Here is an 18,232-nt window from a genome sequence, read left to right on the forward strand (position 1 = left end):
TCCTCACTCTAAAAATACATTAAATACTATTTAAACAATAACTTAAAAAACTGGCTGTATTTTTGCAAACATTCTATTAACAAGCCCGTTTTACTTACGGCAAAAATTTAGGTTGTGAGCACAATAGCTATTAGCAACCACCGGCAAAGAAGCCCGCACACAGTTATGCATAATGCGTATTTGTGGCGGGCTTTTTTGTTAATTGTATTTAAACCGTCACTTTAAGGAATGCCCTATGCAAACCTCGCAAAAAATACTCATTATTGGTAATGGTATGGTCGGACACCACTTTGTTGAGCAAATGCGCCAAAGCGATGCCAACGCAGACATTACTGTACTTTGCGGAGAAGCAAATCTTGCATACGATCGCGTGTATTTATCAAGTGTATTTGATGGCAAAACCGCCGCCGATTTAGCACTTACCACTCACGACAACTATAAACAACTTAATATTAATGTGCATACCAGCCAGTGGGTTGAAGACATTGATAGATCAGCAAAAATAGTGACCACATTAACAGGTGAGCAATACCCGTACGACAAACTTATACTTGCAACAGGTTCATTTCCGTTTGTGCCGCCTATAAAAGGTAACGACCAACCCCATTGTTTGGTGTATCGCACATTAGAAGATTTAGAACAAATAAAAGCCAGTGCCGCTGTAAGTAAAAGCGGTGTTGTTATTGGTGGTGGTTTGTTGGGGCTTGAAGCCGCAAACGCCATTAAGCAACTAGGGCTTGATACCCACGTAGTTGAATTTGCGCCACAACTTATGGCTGTTCAACTTGATGGACAAGGCGGTACGCTACTAAAAAATAAAATAGAAAAACTTGGCGTAACGGTACACACATCAAAAGCAACCAGCGAAATAGTAAAAGGCGAAACCAGTCGCTTTAGATTAAATTTTTCGGATGAGTCATTTTTAGAAACAGACCTAATTTTGTTCTCTGCCGGTATTCGCCCGTATGATCAGCTAGGTAAAATTGCTGATTTAGAACTCGGTGAGCGCGGCGGTATTATTATTAATAACCAATGCCAAACGTCAGATCCTGATATTTTAGCCATTGGTGAATGTGCCCTGTGGGACAAAAAACTATTTGGTTTAGTAGCACCGGGTTACAACATGGCGCGCGTTGCAGCGAGTCAATTAAGTGGTGGCGAGCTTGAGTTTTTAGGTGCCGATATGAGCACCAAACTTAAGCTATTAGGCGTGGAAGTAGGCTCAATTGGCGACGCTCATGCAAAAACGCCAGACTGTAAAGAGCTTATATATCAAGACGCTATTCGCGGCTGTTATAAAAAAATAATACTAAGTGAAAAAGGCGATAAATTACTGGGCGCTGTACTTGTTGGCGATACCAGCGATTACGATACTTTATTACAGTACATGCTTAACGACATGGACTTACCAGAAAACCCTGAGTGTTTAATTTTACCAGACAGCAGCGGCGCGCCGTCGTTATCTGGCAGTGCCCTACCCGACACCGCCACTATTTGTTCGTGTCACAATGTGAGTAAAGGCGACATTGTAGGCGCGATTGATGGCGGCTCATGCGATTTAGCATCGGTAAAATCATGCACTAAAGCAGCAAGCGGCTGTGGCGGTTGTGCTGCGTTATTAAAATCTGTTGTTGATAACGAATTAGCAAGTCGCGGTGTTGAAGTAAATAACCATGTATGTGAGCACTTTGCGTATTCACGCCAAGAACTACTGCACATGGTGAAAGTAGAAAGCATTAAAAGCTTTGATGACTTACTAACTAAACACGGCAGCGGTCATGGCTGTGAAATATGTAAACCTGCCATTGGCTCTATTTTAGCCTCAACATGGAACGACTTTATTTTAGAACCCGCCCATGTTGGCTTACAAGACACTAACGATACGTACCTAGCAAATATGCAAAAAGATGGTTCGTACTCTGTAGTACCGCGTATTGCTGGCGGCGAAATAACACCCGACAAACTCATTGTAATTGGACAAGTAGCCAAAGATTTTAACCTGTACTGCAAAGTCACTGGCGGTCAACGTATCGATTTATTTGGTGCGCGCTTAGAAGAGCTTCCTATTATATGGGAGCGACTTATCGAAGCTGGATTTGAGACCGGTCATGCCTATGGTAAGTCTCTTAGAACGGTTAAATCGTGTGTGGGTAGTACATGGTGTCGTTATGGTGTGCAAGACAGCGTTGGACACGCAATAGAAATAGAAAACCGCTACAAAGGATTACGTGCGCCGCATAAATTTAAAATGGCAGTATCGGGTTGTACTCGCGAATGCGCCGAAGCACAAAGTAAAGATATTGGCATTATAGCCACTGAAAACGGCTGGAACTTATATGTGTGTGGTAATGGCGGTATGCGCCCTCGCCATGCTGATTTATTTGCGACCGATTTAGACACACCTACTCTTATTAAATACATTGACCGCGTAATTATGTTTTACATTAAAACGGCTGACAAATTGCAGCGTACGTCGGTATGGATGGAAAACCTTGAAGGCGGTTTAGACTACCTTAAAAGCGTAGTCATTGACGACAGCTTAGGCATTTGCGACGAACTAGAAGCGCAAATGGAGTTAATTACACAAACCTATGCGTGTGAGTGGAAAAAAGCGATTGAAAGCCCAGATGCTGCCAAACGATTCCGCCAGTTTGTTAATAGCCCCGAAACCGATGAGAACATTTTATTTGTGCAAGAGCGTAACCAAATTCGCCCTGCTACAGAAGCCGAAAAACGTGAGCAACGTAATACACAAAACCGTATTCCAGTAATGGAAGTTGAAGAGGAGCAAGCTGATGTCTTGGCATAATATTGGAACAATCGACAACCTAGTGGCTAATAGCGGCGTATGCGCATTAGTTAATAATCAGCAAGTAGCTATTTTTTACATTCCGCAAAACCCAACGGCTGTGTTTGCCATTAGCAACTACGACCCGATTGGCAAAGCCAATGTATTATCGCGTGGCATTATTGGCTCAATCGACAATAAATTAGTTGTCGCATCGCCTTTATATAAGCAACACTTTTGCCTAGAAACAGGCGAATGTTTAGAAGCAGAAGCAATACACTTACCGGTTTTTAATGCAAAAATTGAAGACGGCAGTGTATTTATAAGCTCTGAACCAAAAGTTACAACAGCTGTGGCTTAGGGGAATAGTATGAGTGTACTGTCTTATTTTTCGGGTATTGAAAACGTGTGGCTAAATAAGCTTGTTACTAAGCTAACAAGCTCAAATGATCGCAGTGCTAAAAGCGGCAACGTTTATATAATTGGTGCGGGCCCAGGAGACGCAGAGCTAATTACGGTAAAAGCGCAGCGTTTAATTAATACCGCCGATGTTGTTTTATACGATTGGTTAGTAAGCGATGATTTATTAAAAACGCTTCCTAAAAAAGCACAGCGAGTATTTGTAGGTAAACGTGCGGGTAAACACTCAATGACCCAAGCTAACATTTGCGAACTACTGGTTAAATACGCGCAACAAGGCTTAAACGTAGTGCGTTTAAAAGGCGGTGATCCGAGTATATTTGCACGTATTAACGAAGAAGCCGATGCACTTACCAAGCATAATATTAATTTTGCTATTATTCCGGGTGTTACAACGGCTTGTGCTACTTCTGCTTATACGGGTATTCCGCTCACTGCACGCGATGTAGCGCGTAGTGTTACATTTCTAACGGCGCAGTTTGCCGATCCTAACAAGCAACCTCATTGGCAAAATTACGCGTTTATGCCTGCAAACAACAACCCCACTTTAGTGGTTTATATGGGGCTTTCGCGCTTACAAACGCTAAGCTGCGGTTTGCAATCAGTGGGCTGGCCAAGTAATACACCCATTGCACTAATAGAGAATGCCACTACCACTAAGCAAAAAGTAATTACTAGTACGCTTGAACTGATAGTAAATGAGCATGCTAAACACAACCTTCAAGGTCCTACCCTAATTATGATTGGTGAAGTAATAAATCATAAAATGGCAATTAGCCCTGAGTTATTAAACAGTATAAATGTTAACGCATGATACAAAATGAATAATGCACTTTTCGCGCTTACTACCTCCCCAGGAGTAGGCGCTTTTTTTGTTTTAATTTGGGTTCAAGTTGTGTGCAATAACATGTTTAAATGCACCAAATAAGTTAAAAGTAATGGTAATTTAAATTATAGAAAAACAGTGGCAAACAAAAACAACACTTTAAGCAATTGTATTAGCTTGATTTTAAATTCAATGATGAAATTTATTAATGATTGGAACAGTGGTTGCACTTTAAAAACAAAAAAGTGTGGAATAATACCAATGGCGACAAGCAATCCTCTCACAAAACAGTTTTTATTAGCAGCAAAGTATCAAGAAATACACGCGCTAAAGCAATTACAAAACAGTTGTGCCTCGCTTACTAAATTAGGCGATTTTGTACATCAGTTACAAAAAGAACGCGCAATGAGTAATATATTTTTGGCCTCAAATCGCGAGCGATTTAAAACCCAATTACAAGAACAAATCCCTTTAAGCGACAGCGCACAAACTGCATTTTATGATTCTCTTAAACAAACATTTATAAACGACAACGCCGATACTGGCCATACTCGGTTATTTAATTTAATTACCTATAGCTTACAAGCACTCGATGCATTACCGGTATTGCGCAAGCAAATAGCACAACAAAACATTAGTGCAGTGCATGCTACGCAGTCTTTCACGCAGTTAATTGCTAGTTTACTCAATATTATTTTAGAGGCAGCAGATGGCGCAAGCGATCCTAAAATAACGCGTTTATTAGTTGCCTTTTTTAACTTTATGCAAGGTAAAGAATACGCAGGACAAGAACGTGCCTGTGGTGCACAAGCATTTGCAGCGAGTAAATTTACCACTGAGCAAAAACAACAACTCGCGCATTTCGTACAAGAGCAAAACCACAGTTTTGACTTTTTTAATGGGTACGCCGATGCGCACCTTTTAAAATGCTTTGCCACGTTAACAACACATCAGGTGAATAATCAGGTAGACCAACTTAGAAGTTTACTGCAAAAACTCGATGACGAGAATGCTCAACCGCTCTCGCAACTAAGCGAAGTATGGTACGAAGTAACCACTACGCGCATAGATATAATGCACAAAATTGAACAAAATATAGCAGATCAGTTAATTGATACCGCAGCAATGCAAATAGCCTGTGCTCAACGTAGCTTAAATACAAATAAGCAGGTACTTAACAATATGGTAGAGCAACACATAGCCCCTACTTTTGGCCAATTAGCCATTAAGCAACCAGAGCCAGAAGTAAACCAAAATATAGCGGCCGATAAGCTCAACAGTAATAAAACTATGTATGATTTAATTATCGAGCAAAGCCAGCATATAAAACAAATAAACCAAGCGTTACTTGACGCTAAAAAAGTTATTAGTGAGCAAAAGGTCATTCACCAAGCCAAGTACATACTTATTGAGCAGTTAAAGCTCACCGAAGAGCAAGCCCATAAACAGCTACAAAAACAAGCAATGGATACGCATAAAACCTTATTTAGCGTAGCGCAAACAATTGTACAAATGAGCGATTAAATATGCTGTTTTTACTTGGGCATGTTGATCTTTAGTAATACCACTACCCTAAATAATAGTTATTTATTAAGTTACAAATTTCACACCCAGATTGAGTTTTGCCTTATTTTAAAATTGATTCATAACCTGCTGACTATAATAAGGTAAAACCCTAATTTGAAGTCTATTTATAATGCAAATTATTCAACGCATTCAAAATAATCAACTACAATAAGTTAATCATTTGTTGCATCTCATTTTAATGAGGCATATTTAATACTGTTGTAGGAGTTTGAATGCCCAATGTAGAGAGTGATATAGAAGGTGTATCATTTATAGATGAGCAGCAATTAACAACTTCTCTTGATAATGACATTCAAACAAACATAGAAAACATTGCTGAGCTAATTTTAAACATTTTTGATGCGAGCTCATTTTCTATTGTTGCTAATCTGCCTCAACGTGCTGTCGAGCTATATAAATCAGGTTCAGAAATAGCAGTAGCTAAAGAGCAACTATCTGATGATATTTTTAATGAATCGATTATTGAGCATGATCCTAAAATATTTAGAGTTATATCGCTTATTATTTTGCCCTCAGGTCTTAAGTTTGGATGGTTGATATTCGAGCGAGCAAGTGATTCACTACTTACAGAAAAAGAAAAATCAATTTTAAATAGTTTACAAAAAAACTTTGTAAATCAGTTAGTCCAACGTAAAAATTCATTTTCTATATCTTTTTCACAAATTGTTAAAGTTTGCTCTGTGTTAATAAATTTCATAACAGCATAATTTAATGGATTTATTTCTTCAATACAGTCAATTGGTTGCTGCCTAATTAACAATATATCTGACTCAATGGTATTTATATCTATGGGGAGATCATTTTCTATTTTTTTAACTGACTTAGTAAGTTGATGAGTATATTTTAAGTGAAGAAAATTAAGTTGGTGAAACTTGGCCCCTTTAGCTATTTCAAAAGCTGAGTAAACAGTAATACTTACCTCTGCAGCTGTTAAAATCACAATAAGCATCAGTTTTCTGGAGATATTCATATACGACACCTATTTTAGCTACTAACCCAACAGTTTTTTAATAACACTATAATAATTATAGTATTTATCACATTAGGTATAGCAGGTTTTATCTTTTTTACTAGCTCCTCTATAAATAACAATTTACGCTTAACTTAGTTCATTTTTAATACAAAGCTTCTTTTTAATTTTAGTTTGCCACTCAAGAGCAAGCTCCGGCAATTCGAGTGCTGCTAATAATACACTTTCATAATCTGGATATTTTTTATCAAAAAAAGCCTGGAACAGTTTTTTTACTGATATGTCGTGCGAGGCTTTCTTCTCGATAACAACACTATCACCCGTTTTTGCAACGCCCTGCTCTAGTACCCTAAAATACACGCCAGTGCAGTAATGCTGCGTAAACAGTTTAAGGCTGTTTTTATTATTAAGGGCGATAGCTAATTTAAAACAAGGCACACGAGGCTGGCTTACTTCAAGTAATGCAGTACCAATTCGAATATGGTCACCTATGTGTATATTCGCTTCATCAAGGTCAGAAATCGTGAAGTTTTCGCCAAAGGCACCTACTGCCAAATCATCATTCTCGAGGGTTTGTTTCCAATAATCATAATGATTGTGCGAAAACGCGTAAACCGCTTTATCAACCCCGCCGTGATTAACTAAATCAGCTTGCTCATCCCCTATAATATTTAGCTTTTCAATAACAACAGGTTCGTTAGTTGCCGTTTTAAAAATACCGGTTTTAACCTCTTTGCCGTTATACACTACCGTTTTTATTTTAGAGATATTAGTAGAGATTATTTTCATTAAGACTCCCACCTACCCATCGCTTGTTTGTCACTTTGTTTAAACTCAACCCAGTTTGATGAGTCTTTAAAGTGCTCTTTTTTCCAAAACGTGGCGTGGTTTTTTAAATAATCCATTATAAATTGTGCGCCTTCGAACGCGGCTTGGCGATGGCGGCAAGTTACGCCTACAAATACAATTTGCTCGCCAAGTGCTAAGTAACCTACGCGGTGAATAATGCATATTCTCGCCAGTTGCCAGCGAGTTTGTGCTTGCTCTGCAATAGATTGAAGCAGTTGCTCGGTCATACCAGGGTAGTGTTCAAGCTCAAGTGCAATAACGTTATCGCCACTGCTGAACTCTCTTACCAAACCTGTAAAGGTAACAACAGCGCCATCGCTTTTATTATTACTACAAAGCGTATTGTGCTCGTCACCTACATTAAAATCATCGGTTTGTACTTGAATATGTATGCTCATTAGCCACCTGTAACCGGCGGGAAAAAGGCAAGCTCATCCCCTGCTTTCACTATTTCATCGCTTGATGACATAGTTTGGTTAAGCGCTGCAAGTAGCTCACGCTCCTCAAGCCACGGTTGCCAATGCGGGTATTGGCTCACTAATTTTAATTTAAGCTCTGAAATAGTAAGCGGCTGCGTAATCTCAAGGCTTAATTTACTGCACTTTAACCGCTCTTTTAGTTGCCCAAAAAACAATAACTCTACTTTTCCGGCGCTATATATGACATTGTTTGGATTAATCGCGCTGCCAACTACCATTTTTGCCCCCTGCTTTTTGAGTAACGCGCATGCCGCTAATTTCCATTAATGGGTCGGCTGCTTTACACATATCAAACAAAGTAAGGCTAGCCACAGATACCGCCGTTAAAGCTTCCATTTCTACGCCAGTTTTACCGGCAAGTTTGCAGTAGCTGGTTATTTTAATTTGGCTGTTAGCTTCATCAAGTTCAAAATCAACAGCGACTTTACTAAGTGCAAGCGGATGACAAAGCGGAATTAAATCAGCGCACTTTTTTGCGCCTTGAATACCTGCAATACGTGCCACGCCTAACACATCACCCTTTTTGTTTTGATTAAGCATTACTTGTTCAAAGGCAAGCTTGCTCATGCTAATAAATGCTTCAGCTGAGGCATCGCGCAAGGTTACTTCTTTGAGCGATACATCAACCATATTCGCTTGGCCGTTTTCGTCTACGTGGCTTAACATACTATTGCTCACGCGATTCACACTTTTTACCAATGGTAATGTGCGGTACAAAGTTACACGGTTTATGCATTGAGTTAAGTTGATCTTTTATAATGCCTGTCCATGCTGTTTTGCATGCGCCTGTAGAGCCTGGCATACAAAAAATAACGGTGTTGTTAGCAAGTCCTGCCAATGCACGAGATTGAATAGTTGAGTTACCAATTTCACCGTACGATATATGTCTAAATAGCTCACCAAAACCGTCTACGCTTTTATCAAACAGCGGCGCAAATGCCTCAGGTGTTGAATCACGTTCGGTAAATCCTGTACCACCAGTCACTAAAATAGCATGAATGGTGTCATCGGCTATCCACTGCGATGCCACTGCACGCATTTGGTAAACATCATCTTTAACAATTTCTTTATCAGCTAAGTGATGACCCGCCTCAATTAGCGCTTTAATTAAGTAATGACCAGAAGTATCGGTAATTTCATCGCGTGTATCGCTTACCGTCATTACGGCAATGTTTAATGCTATTTGTGACTCAGTTGTGTGGCTCATAATGTTCTTCTTAATTGATTAATGCTTTGGTCAAAATGCTCATTTACAGCTTTAAATTGCGCCGGCGTATTGGTGTTTATTAATGCATGCGTTTTATTACATAAAAGCGTTTGCACACCAATGCTTTGGGTAAACTGTTTTATTGATTTATGACTGTTAGCGTTTGTGAGTATGTGTTTTAAATGATTTTTTACACTGCTTGTATTACGAATATACAGCGGTAGTGGTTCATTTTCAAAGTGCCAAGCATGTATTTGTGACTGATTTAATTGATTGCTCACACTTTGTACGTTATTTGACTGAGAAGCCAGCGCAATTGTGCTTAACAAACTACTCGTAAGTAGAGGCATATCTACCGCAGTAATAAGTAAGTCATGCTCAGTGGCTATTAATGTGGAATAAATTCCGCCAAGGGGTCCACTATTTGGGTATATATCTTTAACGTACTTTTCTGAAGGATAATCGCTCGGTGAATATTGGCTCGATGATTTAACTGGATTTGTAACGTTGCGGCTTATTAGTATGTTTTTAGCGCCTGCGTCTTTTAATAAATCACACGCATTGTACAATAGCGTTTTATTTTTTAAAACTAAATCGGCTTTGTCTGTGCCCATTCTTGATGACTTACCACCAGCAAGCACAACGCCTGTAAAATCTCGCTTAGCTTTTACTTCCATATTAACCACCTAACATGGCTAAGTGAGTTGTAGCACCTGTTAAGCGTTTATCCAGCTCATGGCTTATTTCTTTATTGCCCATAGCGGCTTGAATTGCCTTTACGGTCGCTGCAGTATCGTCCTCGTTTAGTAGTTCGCGTAAATCTATACCTTGCTCGGCAAACAAGCATAAGTGTAATTTACCCAGCGCAGACACCCTCAAGCGATTACAGCTTTTACAAAAGTCTTTACTGTACGGCATTATTAAACCAATACGACCATCGTAATCAGGATGACAAAACTCTTCTGCGGGTCCGTTTAATTTCCCCCTAACGACTTTTAGCCAACCTTGAGATAAAAGCTGTGCTTTAACCGTTTGCCCACTTAAGTGGTTTTCTTCAAAAAAGGTTGCGCCGTCACCGGTTTCCATTAATTCTATAAAGCGAACTGTAACTTTGTGGTGCTTTACCCACGCTAAAAAATCTTTCAACTGATTTTGATTAAACTGCTTGGCAAGTACCGCATTTATTTTTATATCTTTTATGCCCAGCTCTACCGCACGTTCAATCCCTTTTAAAATAAGGGTAAGTTTGTCGTGCCCTGTTATGAGTTTAAACATACTCGGGTTTAAACTATCAATACTGACATTAAGCGCATCAAGGCCTGCTTCTGCAAATTCATCAATTTTATTTAATAAATTAAATCCGTTGGTAGTAATGGCTACTTTTTCTATGCCAGGCGTATTTTTACAGAGTTTTATAATATCGGTTACGTCGTTTCGCAAGCATGGTTCGCCACCTGTAATACGCACTTTTTTAGTACCTAGCTCTGCAAACGCATTTACCAGCGTGCTAATTTCATTTTTATTTAAAAAATTACGCGGCGTATCGCACTGATACCCGTTTGGTAAACAATAACTACAACTAAAATTACATACATCGGTTATTGAGAGGCGCAAATAGTTAAACTGCCGACCAGATTGATCATTAAGCATATGCTTCCTTTTTTCTTTACATTACAACCGCAACATCAATACTGTTCGCTTTTTGCGTAGCATGTTGCTTAATTAATTGGCTTAATTGCGTTTTACACGAACCACAGTTAGTCCCACATTTAAGTTCAGAACCCAATTGCTCGACTGTGTTTGCACCGTTTTTAATGGCGTTTATAATTGGCTGCTCTCTTACTTTAAAGCAGCTACACACTTGCATGCCTTGGGTAAATTCTTCATCTGGGGTTGCATAAAGCAAAGACTGTAACTGTGTAAAGGTCAGTAATGGCTCTGCAAATAAATGGTTTATCCACTCAAGTGATATTTCTTTTTGCTCATTAGAAATAACACCAACAAACGCTAATTGATCGTTTTGAATACACTGCACATGCATGGCTTTTGCCGTATTCATAGCCGACCACTGCCCTTGTAAACCGGTTAAGGTTTGGCAGAAATACAGTAAATCACTTTGTGCCTCATTAAGCGCCAATTGGTAATTGAAGCAATTACTTGCATTAACTTTGAGCCAAAAATCACTGTTTATAACAAGTTCGTTTTTAGTAAACAGCTGCATATATTGCTCAAAGGGTGCTTTAACTATATTAACAGCGCCGTGTTTACACTCAGCCTGACCAGATAGAGGGTCAACTACCGACTGATACAACCCACTTACGGTAGCGGATGATGCAAATTGCTTATTCCAATGAATAGGCATAAAGCATTCACCTTTTCGCACAGCATCGGTTACTTTTGCATGCGCGGTAACCTGCCCTGTTTGGGCAATCGCGCTTATTAAATCGTTTTGTTTAATTGCTAATTTACTGGCATCAAGCGGATTAATTTCAATATACGGGCGTGTAATATGCGATGAAAGCGCAGTGCTTTTACCCGTGCGGCTCATGGTATGCCATTGGTCGCGTATACGTCCTGAGTTCATTACAAACGGATAATCACTTGATGTTTGTTGAACAGGTAGTTGCGGCGTTATAGGTATAAAACGCGCCTTTTTATCAGCGGTGCTAAATTGGTTATTTGTAAAAACCTGACCGTTTTTATAAGGCTGATTTTTAACAACAGGCCACATAATGGGTTTTAAGTTATCGTACTGGCTTTTTGTGAGCCCAACTAAACCAGAGAGGTTTAATAATCGACTACCGTTATTTTCAAAGTCGGTTAATTGTGCCCATTCTTCAAAAATGCCACTTGGATCTGTAAAGTCAAAACCTTCAAAGCCCATTTTTTTAGCGACTTCGCACATAATTTGCCAATCATTTTTAGCTCCCGAATAAGGCGCTACTAACGGGCGCTGCCTTGATATCCTTCGCTCTGAGTTAGTTACTGTGCCGTTTTTTTCGCCCCATCCGGTTGATGGAAAAGCAACATTGGCAAACTTTAACGTATCACTTTTTGCAATACAGTCAGATACAACCACCAGCTCGCAGGTCTCTAATGCTTTTTTAATTGCGGCGTTGTTGGGCAAGCTCACCATTGGGTTTGTTGCCATTATCCACACTGCTTTTATTTTGCCCGCGGCTATGTCATCAAACATATCAATGGCATTACTGCCTGCTTTGTTAGCCACAGTTGGCGAGAGCCAAAAGCGTTGCACAAGTGATTGATGTGCTTCGTTTTCAATATCTAAATGCGCCGCCAACTGATTAGCCAAACCACCTACTTCGCGCCCGCCCATCGCATTGGGCTGCCCAGTAATAGAAAACGGACCGCTGCCTGGTTTAAGTAATTTACCAGAGGCTAAATGTGCATTAATAATGGCGTTGCATTTATCTACACCCGAGCTTGACTGATTTATACCCATTGAATAAAAGCTAATCGCACTTGGGCTGTTAGCAAATAGAGCGTAAAACTCAGTGACTTCCTCAATTGCTATATCGCAAAAGTCGCTAACTGCCTCACAGCTCCACTTTTGTGCCTCTTGCAATGCGCTTTCAAAGCCGTTTGTGTGCTGAGCAATAAATTGCGTATCGAGGTGGCTATGCTCATTTAAATAATTAAGTAAGCCGTTATAAAGTGCGGCGTCACTGCCTGGTTTTATATTTAAAAATGTGTCGGCAAGCTCAGCGGTGTCGGTTTTTCGCGGGTCAATAACCACTACTTTCATATTTGGGTTAAGCTGCTTTGCACGCTCCATTCGCTGATACAAAACCGGATGCGTCCACGCTGCATTTGAGCCAATTAAAATAAGTAACTCAGTTTGCTCTAAATCTTCGTAGGTACACGGCACTACGTCTTCACCAAAAGCGCGTTTGTAACCTGCCACAGCAGATGACATACACAGGCGCGAATTTGTATCAATATTGCCTGAGCCTATGTAGCCTTTCATTAATTTATTAGCAATGTAGTAATCTTCAGTAAGTAACTGCCCTGATACATAAAAAGCCACCGCATCGGGTCCGTGCTTTTGTATTATGTCGTTAAATTTATTGGCAACGTGGTCGGTTGCTTCATCCCACGTAACAGCTTGGTTATTAATGAGGGGCGACGTTAAGCGATTATCACTGCCTGTTGTGTCGAGCAAATGCGTGCCTTTTACACATAAACGACCAAAGTTTGCGGGATGCTCTCGCATGCCTTCAAGCTTGGTTGGCACATTATTAAAAAGTGCAATATCAACACCGCACCCTACACCACAGTAAGCACATGTTGTTTGTTTTAAACTCGTTTTATTTATAGTTGGTGACATATTTACGGTTGCCATACTGCTCTCTTTTAATGTGCTTTAATTAGTGTGCTTTAATTTATGCGGGCTGTTTTACAGGCTCATTAAGAGTAACTACATTAATAGTGTTACTTGCTTTAGCGAGCGCGCTGTTTATTACATTTTGAACGAGCTTTTCACACCCTCCACAACCTGTACTGGCTTTGGTGCTTTGCTGCACACTTGCCAAATCTATGCAGCCGTTAGAAACTGATTGTTCAATGGTGTGTTTAGTTACTTTATGACAAGCGCAAATAATGGCGTCATCAGGCAAGTCATCGGCGCTTAGCTCTGCTATGTCGCCGGCAAGGGGCATAATGAGCGCTTCGGGAGCGGTGGTAAGTTCAATGTCGTTTAAATGATATTGCAGCAAATTGTCGTAATCGCTGGTATCGCCAACAAGTACCGCGCCAATTAGCTTATTGCTTTGTGAATTAGTAACTACTTTTTTATAAATGCCATTGGGTTGGTCTTCAAAATAATAGCTTATTGCACCTTCGCTGCGTGCATGTGCATCGCCAATAGAGCCTACTTCAACACCCATTAATTTGAGCTTAGTGCTCATATCGGCACCGCTAAATTCATCGGCTTTATTGTCTAAGCCAGTACTTTGCAAAGTACCTTGCTGGGTCTGTTGCAAAATATGCCCAACTGCTATTTTAGCCATGGCGTAACCAGGTGCCACTAAGCCAAAAATAAAATTATTCCACAGTGCACATTCACCAATAGCGTATATGTTTTTATCACTCGTTTGGCAGTGGTTATTAATTACAATACCGCCGCGCTCACCTATCTCTAAATTAAACTCGCGGGCTAAATTATCATAAGGGCGAATACCCGCCGAAAATACAATCATGTCGGTTTCAAGGGTTTTGCCGCCTTTAAAACACATTTTATAACGGCAACTTTCACCTTCTACTATTTCCTCAGTTGCTACCGATGTATGTACAGTAACGCCCAAATCTGTAATTTTGTTTTTTAGTAACCGACCGCCCCCCGCATCAACTTGTACACCCATAAGTTGCGGTGCAAATTCTATTACGTGAGTCTGTAAACCCAATTGCTTTAATGCGTTTGCAGCTTCAAGCCCCAGTAAACCGCCACCAATTACCACGCCTACTTTGCTGCCGTGGGCTGAATTTTTTATTGCGTGTAAATCGTTAATGGTGCGATAAACAAGGCAATGCTCGCGATCTTTACCCGGTATAGGCGGTACAAATGGGAATGAACCTGTAGCAAGCACAAGTTTGTCGTATTCAAACAACTCCCCTTTAGCGGTCGTTACAGTTTGCGTATCACGATTTATATCAACCACTTTAGAATGAGTATGAAAGCGTACTTGCCAATCGTCATAGGTTTTATTGCATGTAAGTGCGAGGTCGTCTGCGGTTTTGCCTTTAAAAAAAGAGGATAGTTGTACGCGGTCATACGCTAAACGGTCTTCACCGCTAAGTACCGTAATTTCAAATTGCTCATCAGCTTGATTTTGAGAAACTAGCTGCTGCACAAAATGGTGCCCCACCATTCCGTTTCCTACCACTACAACACGCTGCTTGCTTAGCATTTACTCACCTTAAAATGATATCTACTTTAGTGATTGACTAAAGCTAACATCGAATAATTTGTTATAGGATTGTTATAGCAATATGTAAGCCAAATATATAAGCATTTAAAATCAGTAATTTGCCTACATTGGTGCAGAGGTGAAAAGCATAAAGCCCCACAAGATGGTGCAACTGCACCATCTTGTGTCGCTATAAATTACAAGAGGATTTTAGAAGATAGTGAGGGTTAAAATTTAGCGCTCATCCATACCCACAATTTTTGAGTATCGACTTTATTAGCAGCAGTATCGCCCGCTGAGTAATCAGCGTATTTAACACCTACTGCATATTGTTTATTAATAGGTTTAACGTATTGTACGTTTAGTTCACTGCCCAAATCGTCAACCCCATTTGATTGCTCATTAGCATCAAAACTGTGATAAGCCACCAGCCATTTTCCGTCAAACGCTTTACCGTTTAAGCTTATGTAAGTGTCGTCCAAGCCTTGTGCGGGTGTATTTAAAAATGTATCTGCCCAACCATTAAATTTATGTAACGTGGCAAGCGGTGTTGCAAACCCGTAATCGCCATTATCAGAGCCAAGTGACTCTATGCCAACTTTTAATGTTACTGTTTTTATACCCAAACCATTTAAATCAACAGCGCCTTCAAGTGCATAGTAATCAGCATCAAAATCACTCACGCTTGTTGACGCAGACTGCGTTGCATACTCCGCTTTGTAATAAAATTTTATGTCGTTTAGGGTTTTATTACCTTTAAAAGAAACGCCATAAGTGTCTAAACTGTCGTCTTGTAGTGCATCGTCACTTAATAAGTAACTGTATAAAACCACTTTACCGTAGTCTGTTTTAAAGCTTGCATTAATTAGATGATCGGACGATTTAATGTCTTTATCGTCAGCAAATATGCGGTTACGCTTATTTAAATAACTGTACTGTAAATCTATGCTATTAAGTGCGTAATTAATGGTTGCTGCATCAAAGGTTTGCCTGTCTTGGCGCCAACCTACGTGCCCAACAAAACGCTGCCCATCAAGGGCTATTACTTGGCGCCCTATTTTTAGCGATAGACCATCGCGGGCATATTTAACAAAACCTTGGTCTATCTCGGTGTTTTCTGGGTCGGCAATAACAGAGTAATTAGTATTTTTCCCCACCGTATTGTTGTAATCATCTACGCCCAATAGGCTGCGGGTGTCTTCTACTTCAATAAGGGCTGAAAAACCATTCACCTCATCTGTTTGATGCGTTAAGCGGGTTCTAAGTGTTAAGCCGCTTGCATCTTTTAAGGCATTGTTTTGATCAACGCTTTCAAAACGCAGTCTAAAATCAAGATCAGTTTGCGAAGCTTGGCTTATTGAAGGCGCAGTGAAGCAACCCAGTATAAAAATAATAGGTAAGTTGTTCTTATAGTTAAGCATTTTAGTTCTCTAAGTTTTAATTATTAATACACATACCAAAGCAATAAATAAACACAGCGAAATACATTTCCACACCATAACTGGATCGCGTTTCATTATTGAACTTTTATTAGCGGTACTTTCTAAATAAGGATTAGGTTTGTTGATATCGTTTATAAACTCAGAAAAAGCTTGGTATCTGAGCTCTGGTTTAGGGGCAAGCGCCTTCATTAGGGCTTGATCTAACCAAAACGGAATATCGGCTCTGTATTTACGAATACTTGTGTAGTGCCAATGGCTGTAATCTTTTGGCGCTACGTGGTTAAGTGGCAGTGGTTTATAAGGCAATTTTGAGCACAATAACTCATATGCAATCACGCCAAGTGAAAACAAATCACTTTTAAAATCGGCGTGCATAGTAATAAGTGTCTCGGGTGCGGTGTAGTCGGCAGTGCCTTGCGGGCAATCATCCGCAATTTGTTTAACCGACTCGTCCATAGCCGCAACACTTACTGTGCCGTAATCAATGAGCGTTACTTTACCGTGCGCATCTATCATTACATTATCGAGTTTTAAATCGCGATGCACCATATCGAGTCGCTGAAACGCCCTTAGTGCATGTACTATTTGTTCAATAATACTGCGTACTTGGGTTATTTCTGGGTGCGGCACGTCGTGCTTCCAATCACTGAGTGTTTGCCCGTCCATGTACTCACAAATATGATACAAAAAACGACTCTGCGATTGCGTGCTTAGTACTTTCATCACGTTAAGGTGGTTTATGCGTTGCCCTACCCAGCCTTCTCTTATAAAGCCTTGAAGGTAGTGCACATCGTCTTCAAAATTAACCGAAGGTGCTTTTAAAACCACTGGCGGTATATCGGGCGCTTGTTGCACTAGGTAAATGTGCGAGCGACTACTGGCATGTAATTTACGAATAACCGTGTAATCATCAATTTTTTGCCCAACATTAAGCGCAGGTGGAATTTTTCGTCGTGTTAGCGAATGGTAAAGTTCATCTAACTTTTGCTCGGCAATATTTTCTACTTTTACCAGTAAACAACTTACGTTGTCGTCACTGCCTCGCACTAATGCAAGTTCGGTAATTGCTTTAGCTGCATTTTCTAAATTAGTGTGCTCGTTAATTAATTTAGCTATATCACTACTTGGGAGCACATCGTGTACGCCATCGCAGGTTAATATATAAATATCGTCTGCTTTTAGGTCAACTTCGTATACATCTATTTCTTGATGAAGTTGTGCGCCAAGTGCACGCGTTAGGGTATCGTTTACTTTGTGATCCCGTGTTATTGCCTCTATTTTATTTCCTCGCAAGCGAGTAATACGCGTATCACCTAAGTGAAATATATAACCCGTTGCCGACTTTAAAATAAGTGCTGTAAAAGTCGTCATCCAATCGGCTTGGCGCTGACCTAAGTGATTGTAATTAACTGATTGCGAATAAAGCCACTGATTTAAACTTGCTAACACCTTCGACACTGACTTTTTAACCGCCCAACTTTCGGGGGTATTTAAATACTCATTTATAAAATGAGTAACCGAAAGTTGAGACGCTTGTTTAGCATTTTTTGCTGATGAACACCCATCGGCTAAGCAGGCAATAACGCCTTTAGACTCTTTTTCTTGTGCTTTAGTATTGAGAGCTGCAAACGCATCTTGGTTTTCTGCTTTTAACCCTTTTGCGCTGTGTCCGCCAAATGAAACGTTGAGTTCATTTTCAAGCGCTTTAGCGTGGTGTGTTTCATCAAACATAGTCAA

16 protein-coding genes and 1 pseudogene are annotated in these 18,232 nt (G+C 40.1%); 5 read left to right on the forward strand and 12 right to left on the reverse strand.

What is annotated here, in order from left to right:
• Nucleotides 1–235: 235 nt before the first annotated feature.
• The 5 genes from nirB (at nt 236) to H5087_RS12090 (ending at nt 6,328) form a co-directional block, all read left to right on the forward strand.
• Nucleotides 236–2,809 carry a nitrite reductase large subunit NirB gene (gene nirB, locus H5087_RS12070; protein ID WP_182672195.1) on the forward strand — a complete coding sequence of 858 codons (2,574 nt, stop codon included), beginning with the start codon at nt 236–238 and terminating at the stop codon, nt 2,807–2,809.
• On the forward strand, nt 2,796–3,149 hold the full coding sequence (gene nirD, locus H5087_RS12075) for a nitrite reductase small subunit NirD (protein WP_002959861.1): 354 nt from the start codon (nt 2,796–2,798) through the stop codon (nt 3,147–3,149). Before nirB ends, nirD begins: the two co-directional genes overlap by 14 nt.
• A gap of 9 nt (nt 3,150–3,158) precedes the next feature.
• The gene (cobA, locus tag H5087_RS12080) at nt 3,159–4,022 is read left to right on the forward strand and encodes a uroporphyrinogen-III C-methyltransferase (RefSeq protein WP_182672196.1); all 864 of its coding nucleotides are present in this window, start codon (nt 3,159–3,161) and stop codon (nt 4,020–4,022) included.
• Between the two features lie 273 nt (nt 4,023–4,295).
• Nucleotides 4,296–5,558 (forward strand): nitrate- and nitrite sensing domain-containing protein, encoded by a 1,263-nt coding sequence (locus tag H5087_RS12085; protein WP_024597977.1) that lies wholly within the window; start codon nt 4,296–4,298, stop codon nt 5,556–5,558.
• A gap of 275 nt (nt 5,559–5,833) precedes the next feature.
• The gene (locus tag H5087_RS12090) at nt 5,834–6,328 is read left to right on the forward strand and encodes a hypothetical protein (protein WP_259397768.1); all 495 of its coding nucleotides are present in this window, start codon (nt 5,834–5,836) and stop codon (nt 6,326–6,328) included.
• On the opposite strand, the pseudogene H5087_RS20330 reads toward H5087_RS12090, so the two are convergent.
• The 12 genes and pseudogenes from H5087_RS20330 to H5087_RS12145 all read right to left on the reverse strand — a co-directional run.
• Nucleotides 6,265–6,591: pseudogene (locus H5087_RS20330) on the reverse strand (sensor histidine kinase); the annotation flags it as partial. The gene H5087_RS12090 and the pseudogene H5087_RS20330 overlap by 64 nt on opposite strands.
• A gap of 129 nt (nt 6,592–6,720) precedes the next feature.
• Nucleotides 6,721–7,380 carry an MOSC domain-containing protein gene (locus H5087_RS12095; protein WP_182672197.1) on the reverse strand — a complete coding sequence of 220 codons (660 nt, stop codon included), beginning with the start codon at nt 7,378–7,380 and terminating at the stop codon, nt 6,721–6,723.
• On the reverse strand, nt 7,380–7,838 hold the full coding sequence (moaE, locus tag H5087_RS12100) for a molybdopterin synthase catalytic subunit MoaE (protein ID WP_182672198.1): 459 nt from the start codon (nt 7,836–7,838) through the stop codon (nt 7,380–7,382). The genes H5087_RS12095 and moaE overlap by 1 nt, the downstream gene beginning before the upstream one ends.
• Nucleotides 7,838–8,137, reverse strand: coding sequence for a MoaD/ThiS family protein (locus H5087_RS12105; protein ID WP_182672199.1), 300 nt, complete (start codon nt 8,135–8,137; stop codon nt 7,838–7,840). The genes moaE and H5087_RS12105 overlap by 1 nt, the downstream gene beginning before the upstream one ends.
• Nucleotides 8,115–8,585, reverse strand: a complete 471-nt coding sequence (gene moaC, locus H5087_RS12110; protein WP_149606408.1) for a cyclic pyranopterin monophosphate synthase MoaC — start codon at nt 8,583–8,585, stop codon at nt 8,115–8,117. Before moaC ends, H5087_RS12105 begins: the two co-directional genes overlap by 23 nt.
• Nucleotide 8,586: 1 nt before the next feature.
• Nucleotides 8,587–9,126 (reverse strand): molybdenum cofactor biosynthesis protein B, encoded by a 540-nt coding sequence (gene moaB, locus H5087_RS12115; protein WP_182672200.1) that lies wholly within the window; start codon nt 9,124–9,126, stop codon nt 8,587–8,589.
• On the reverse strand, nt 9,123–9,803 hold the full coding sequence (locus H5087_RS12120) for a molybdenum cofactor guanylyltransferase (RefSeq protein ID WP_182672201.1): 681 nt from the start codon (nt 9,801–9,803) through the stop codon (nt 9,123–9,125). The genes moaB and H5087_RS12120 overlap by 4 nt, the downstream gene beginning before the upstream one ends.
• A gap of 1 nt (nt 9,804) precedes the next feature.
• Complete coding sequence (gene moaA, locus H5087_RS12125; protein WP_182672202.1) at nt 9,805–10,776, reverse strand: GTP 3',8-cyclase MoaA; 972 nt, start codon at nt 10,774–10,776, stop codon at nt 9,805–9,807.
• Between the two features lie 16 nt (nt 10,777–10,792).
• Nucleotides 10,793–13,489, reverse strand: coding sequence for a nitrate reductase (locus H5087_RS12130; RefSeq protein ID WP_182672203.1), 2,697 nt, complete (start codon nt 13,487–13,489; stop codon nt 10,793–10,795).
• A gap of 40 nt (nt 13,490–13,529) precedes the next feature.
• Complete coding sequence (locus H5087_RS12135) at nt 13,530–15,053, reverse strand: FAD-dependent oxidoreductase (RefSeq protein WP_182672204.1); 1,524 nt, start codon at nt 15,051–15,053, stop codon at nt 13,530–13,532.
• A gap of 227 nt (nt 15,054–15,280) precedes the next feature.
• The gene (locus H5087_RS12140) at nt 15,281–16,474 is read right to left on the reverse strand and encodes an alginate export family protein (protein WP_182672205.1); all 1,194 of its coding nucleotides are present in this window, start codon (nt 16,472–16,474) and stop codon (nt 15,281–15,283) included.
• Nucleotides 16,475–16,483: 9 nt separating this feature from the next.
• Nucleotides 16,484–18,226: a bifunctional protein-serine/threonine kinase/phosphatase gene (locus H5087_RS12145; RefSeq protein WP_182672206.1), complete on the reverse strand. Its 1,743-nt coding sequence runs from the start codon at nt 18,224–18,226 to the stop codon at nt 16,484–16,486.
• Nucleotides 18,227–18,232: the final 6 nt, after the last annotated feature.

It is taken from the genome of Pseudoalteromonas sp. SR43-7, assembly GCF_014163785.1.
Classification (GTDB): domain Bacteria; phylum Pseudomonadota; class Gammaproteobacteria; order Enterobacterales; family Alteromonadaceae; genus Pseudoalteromonas; species Pseudoalteromonas distincta.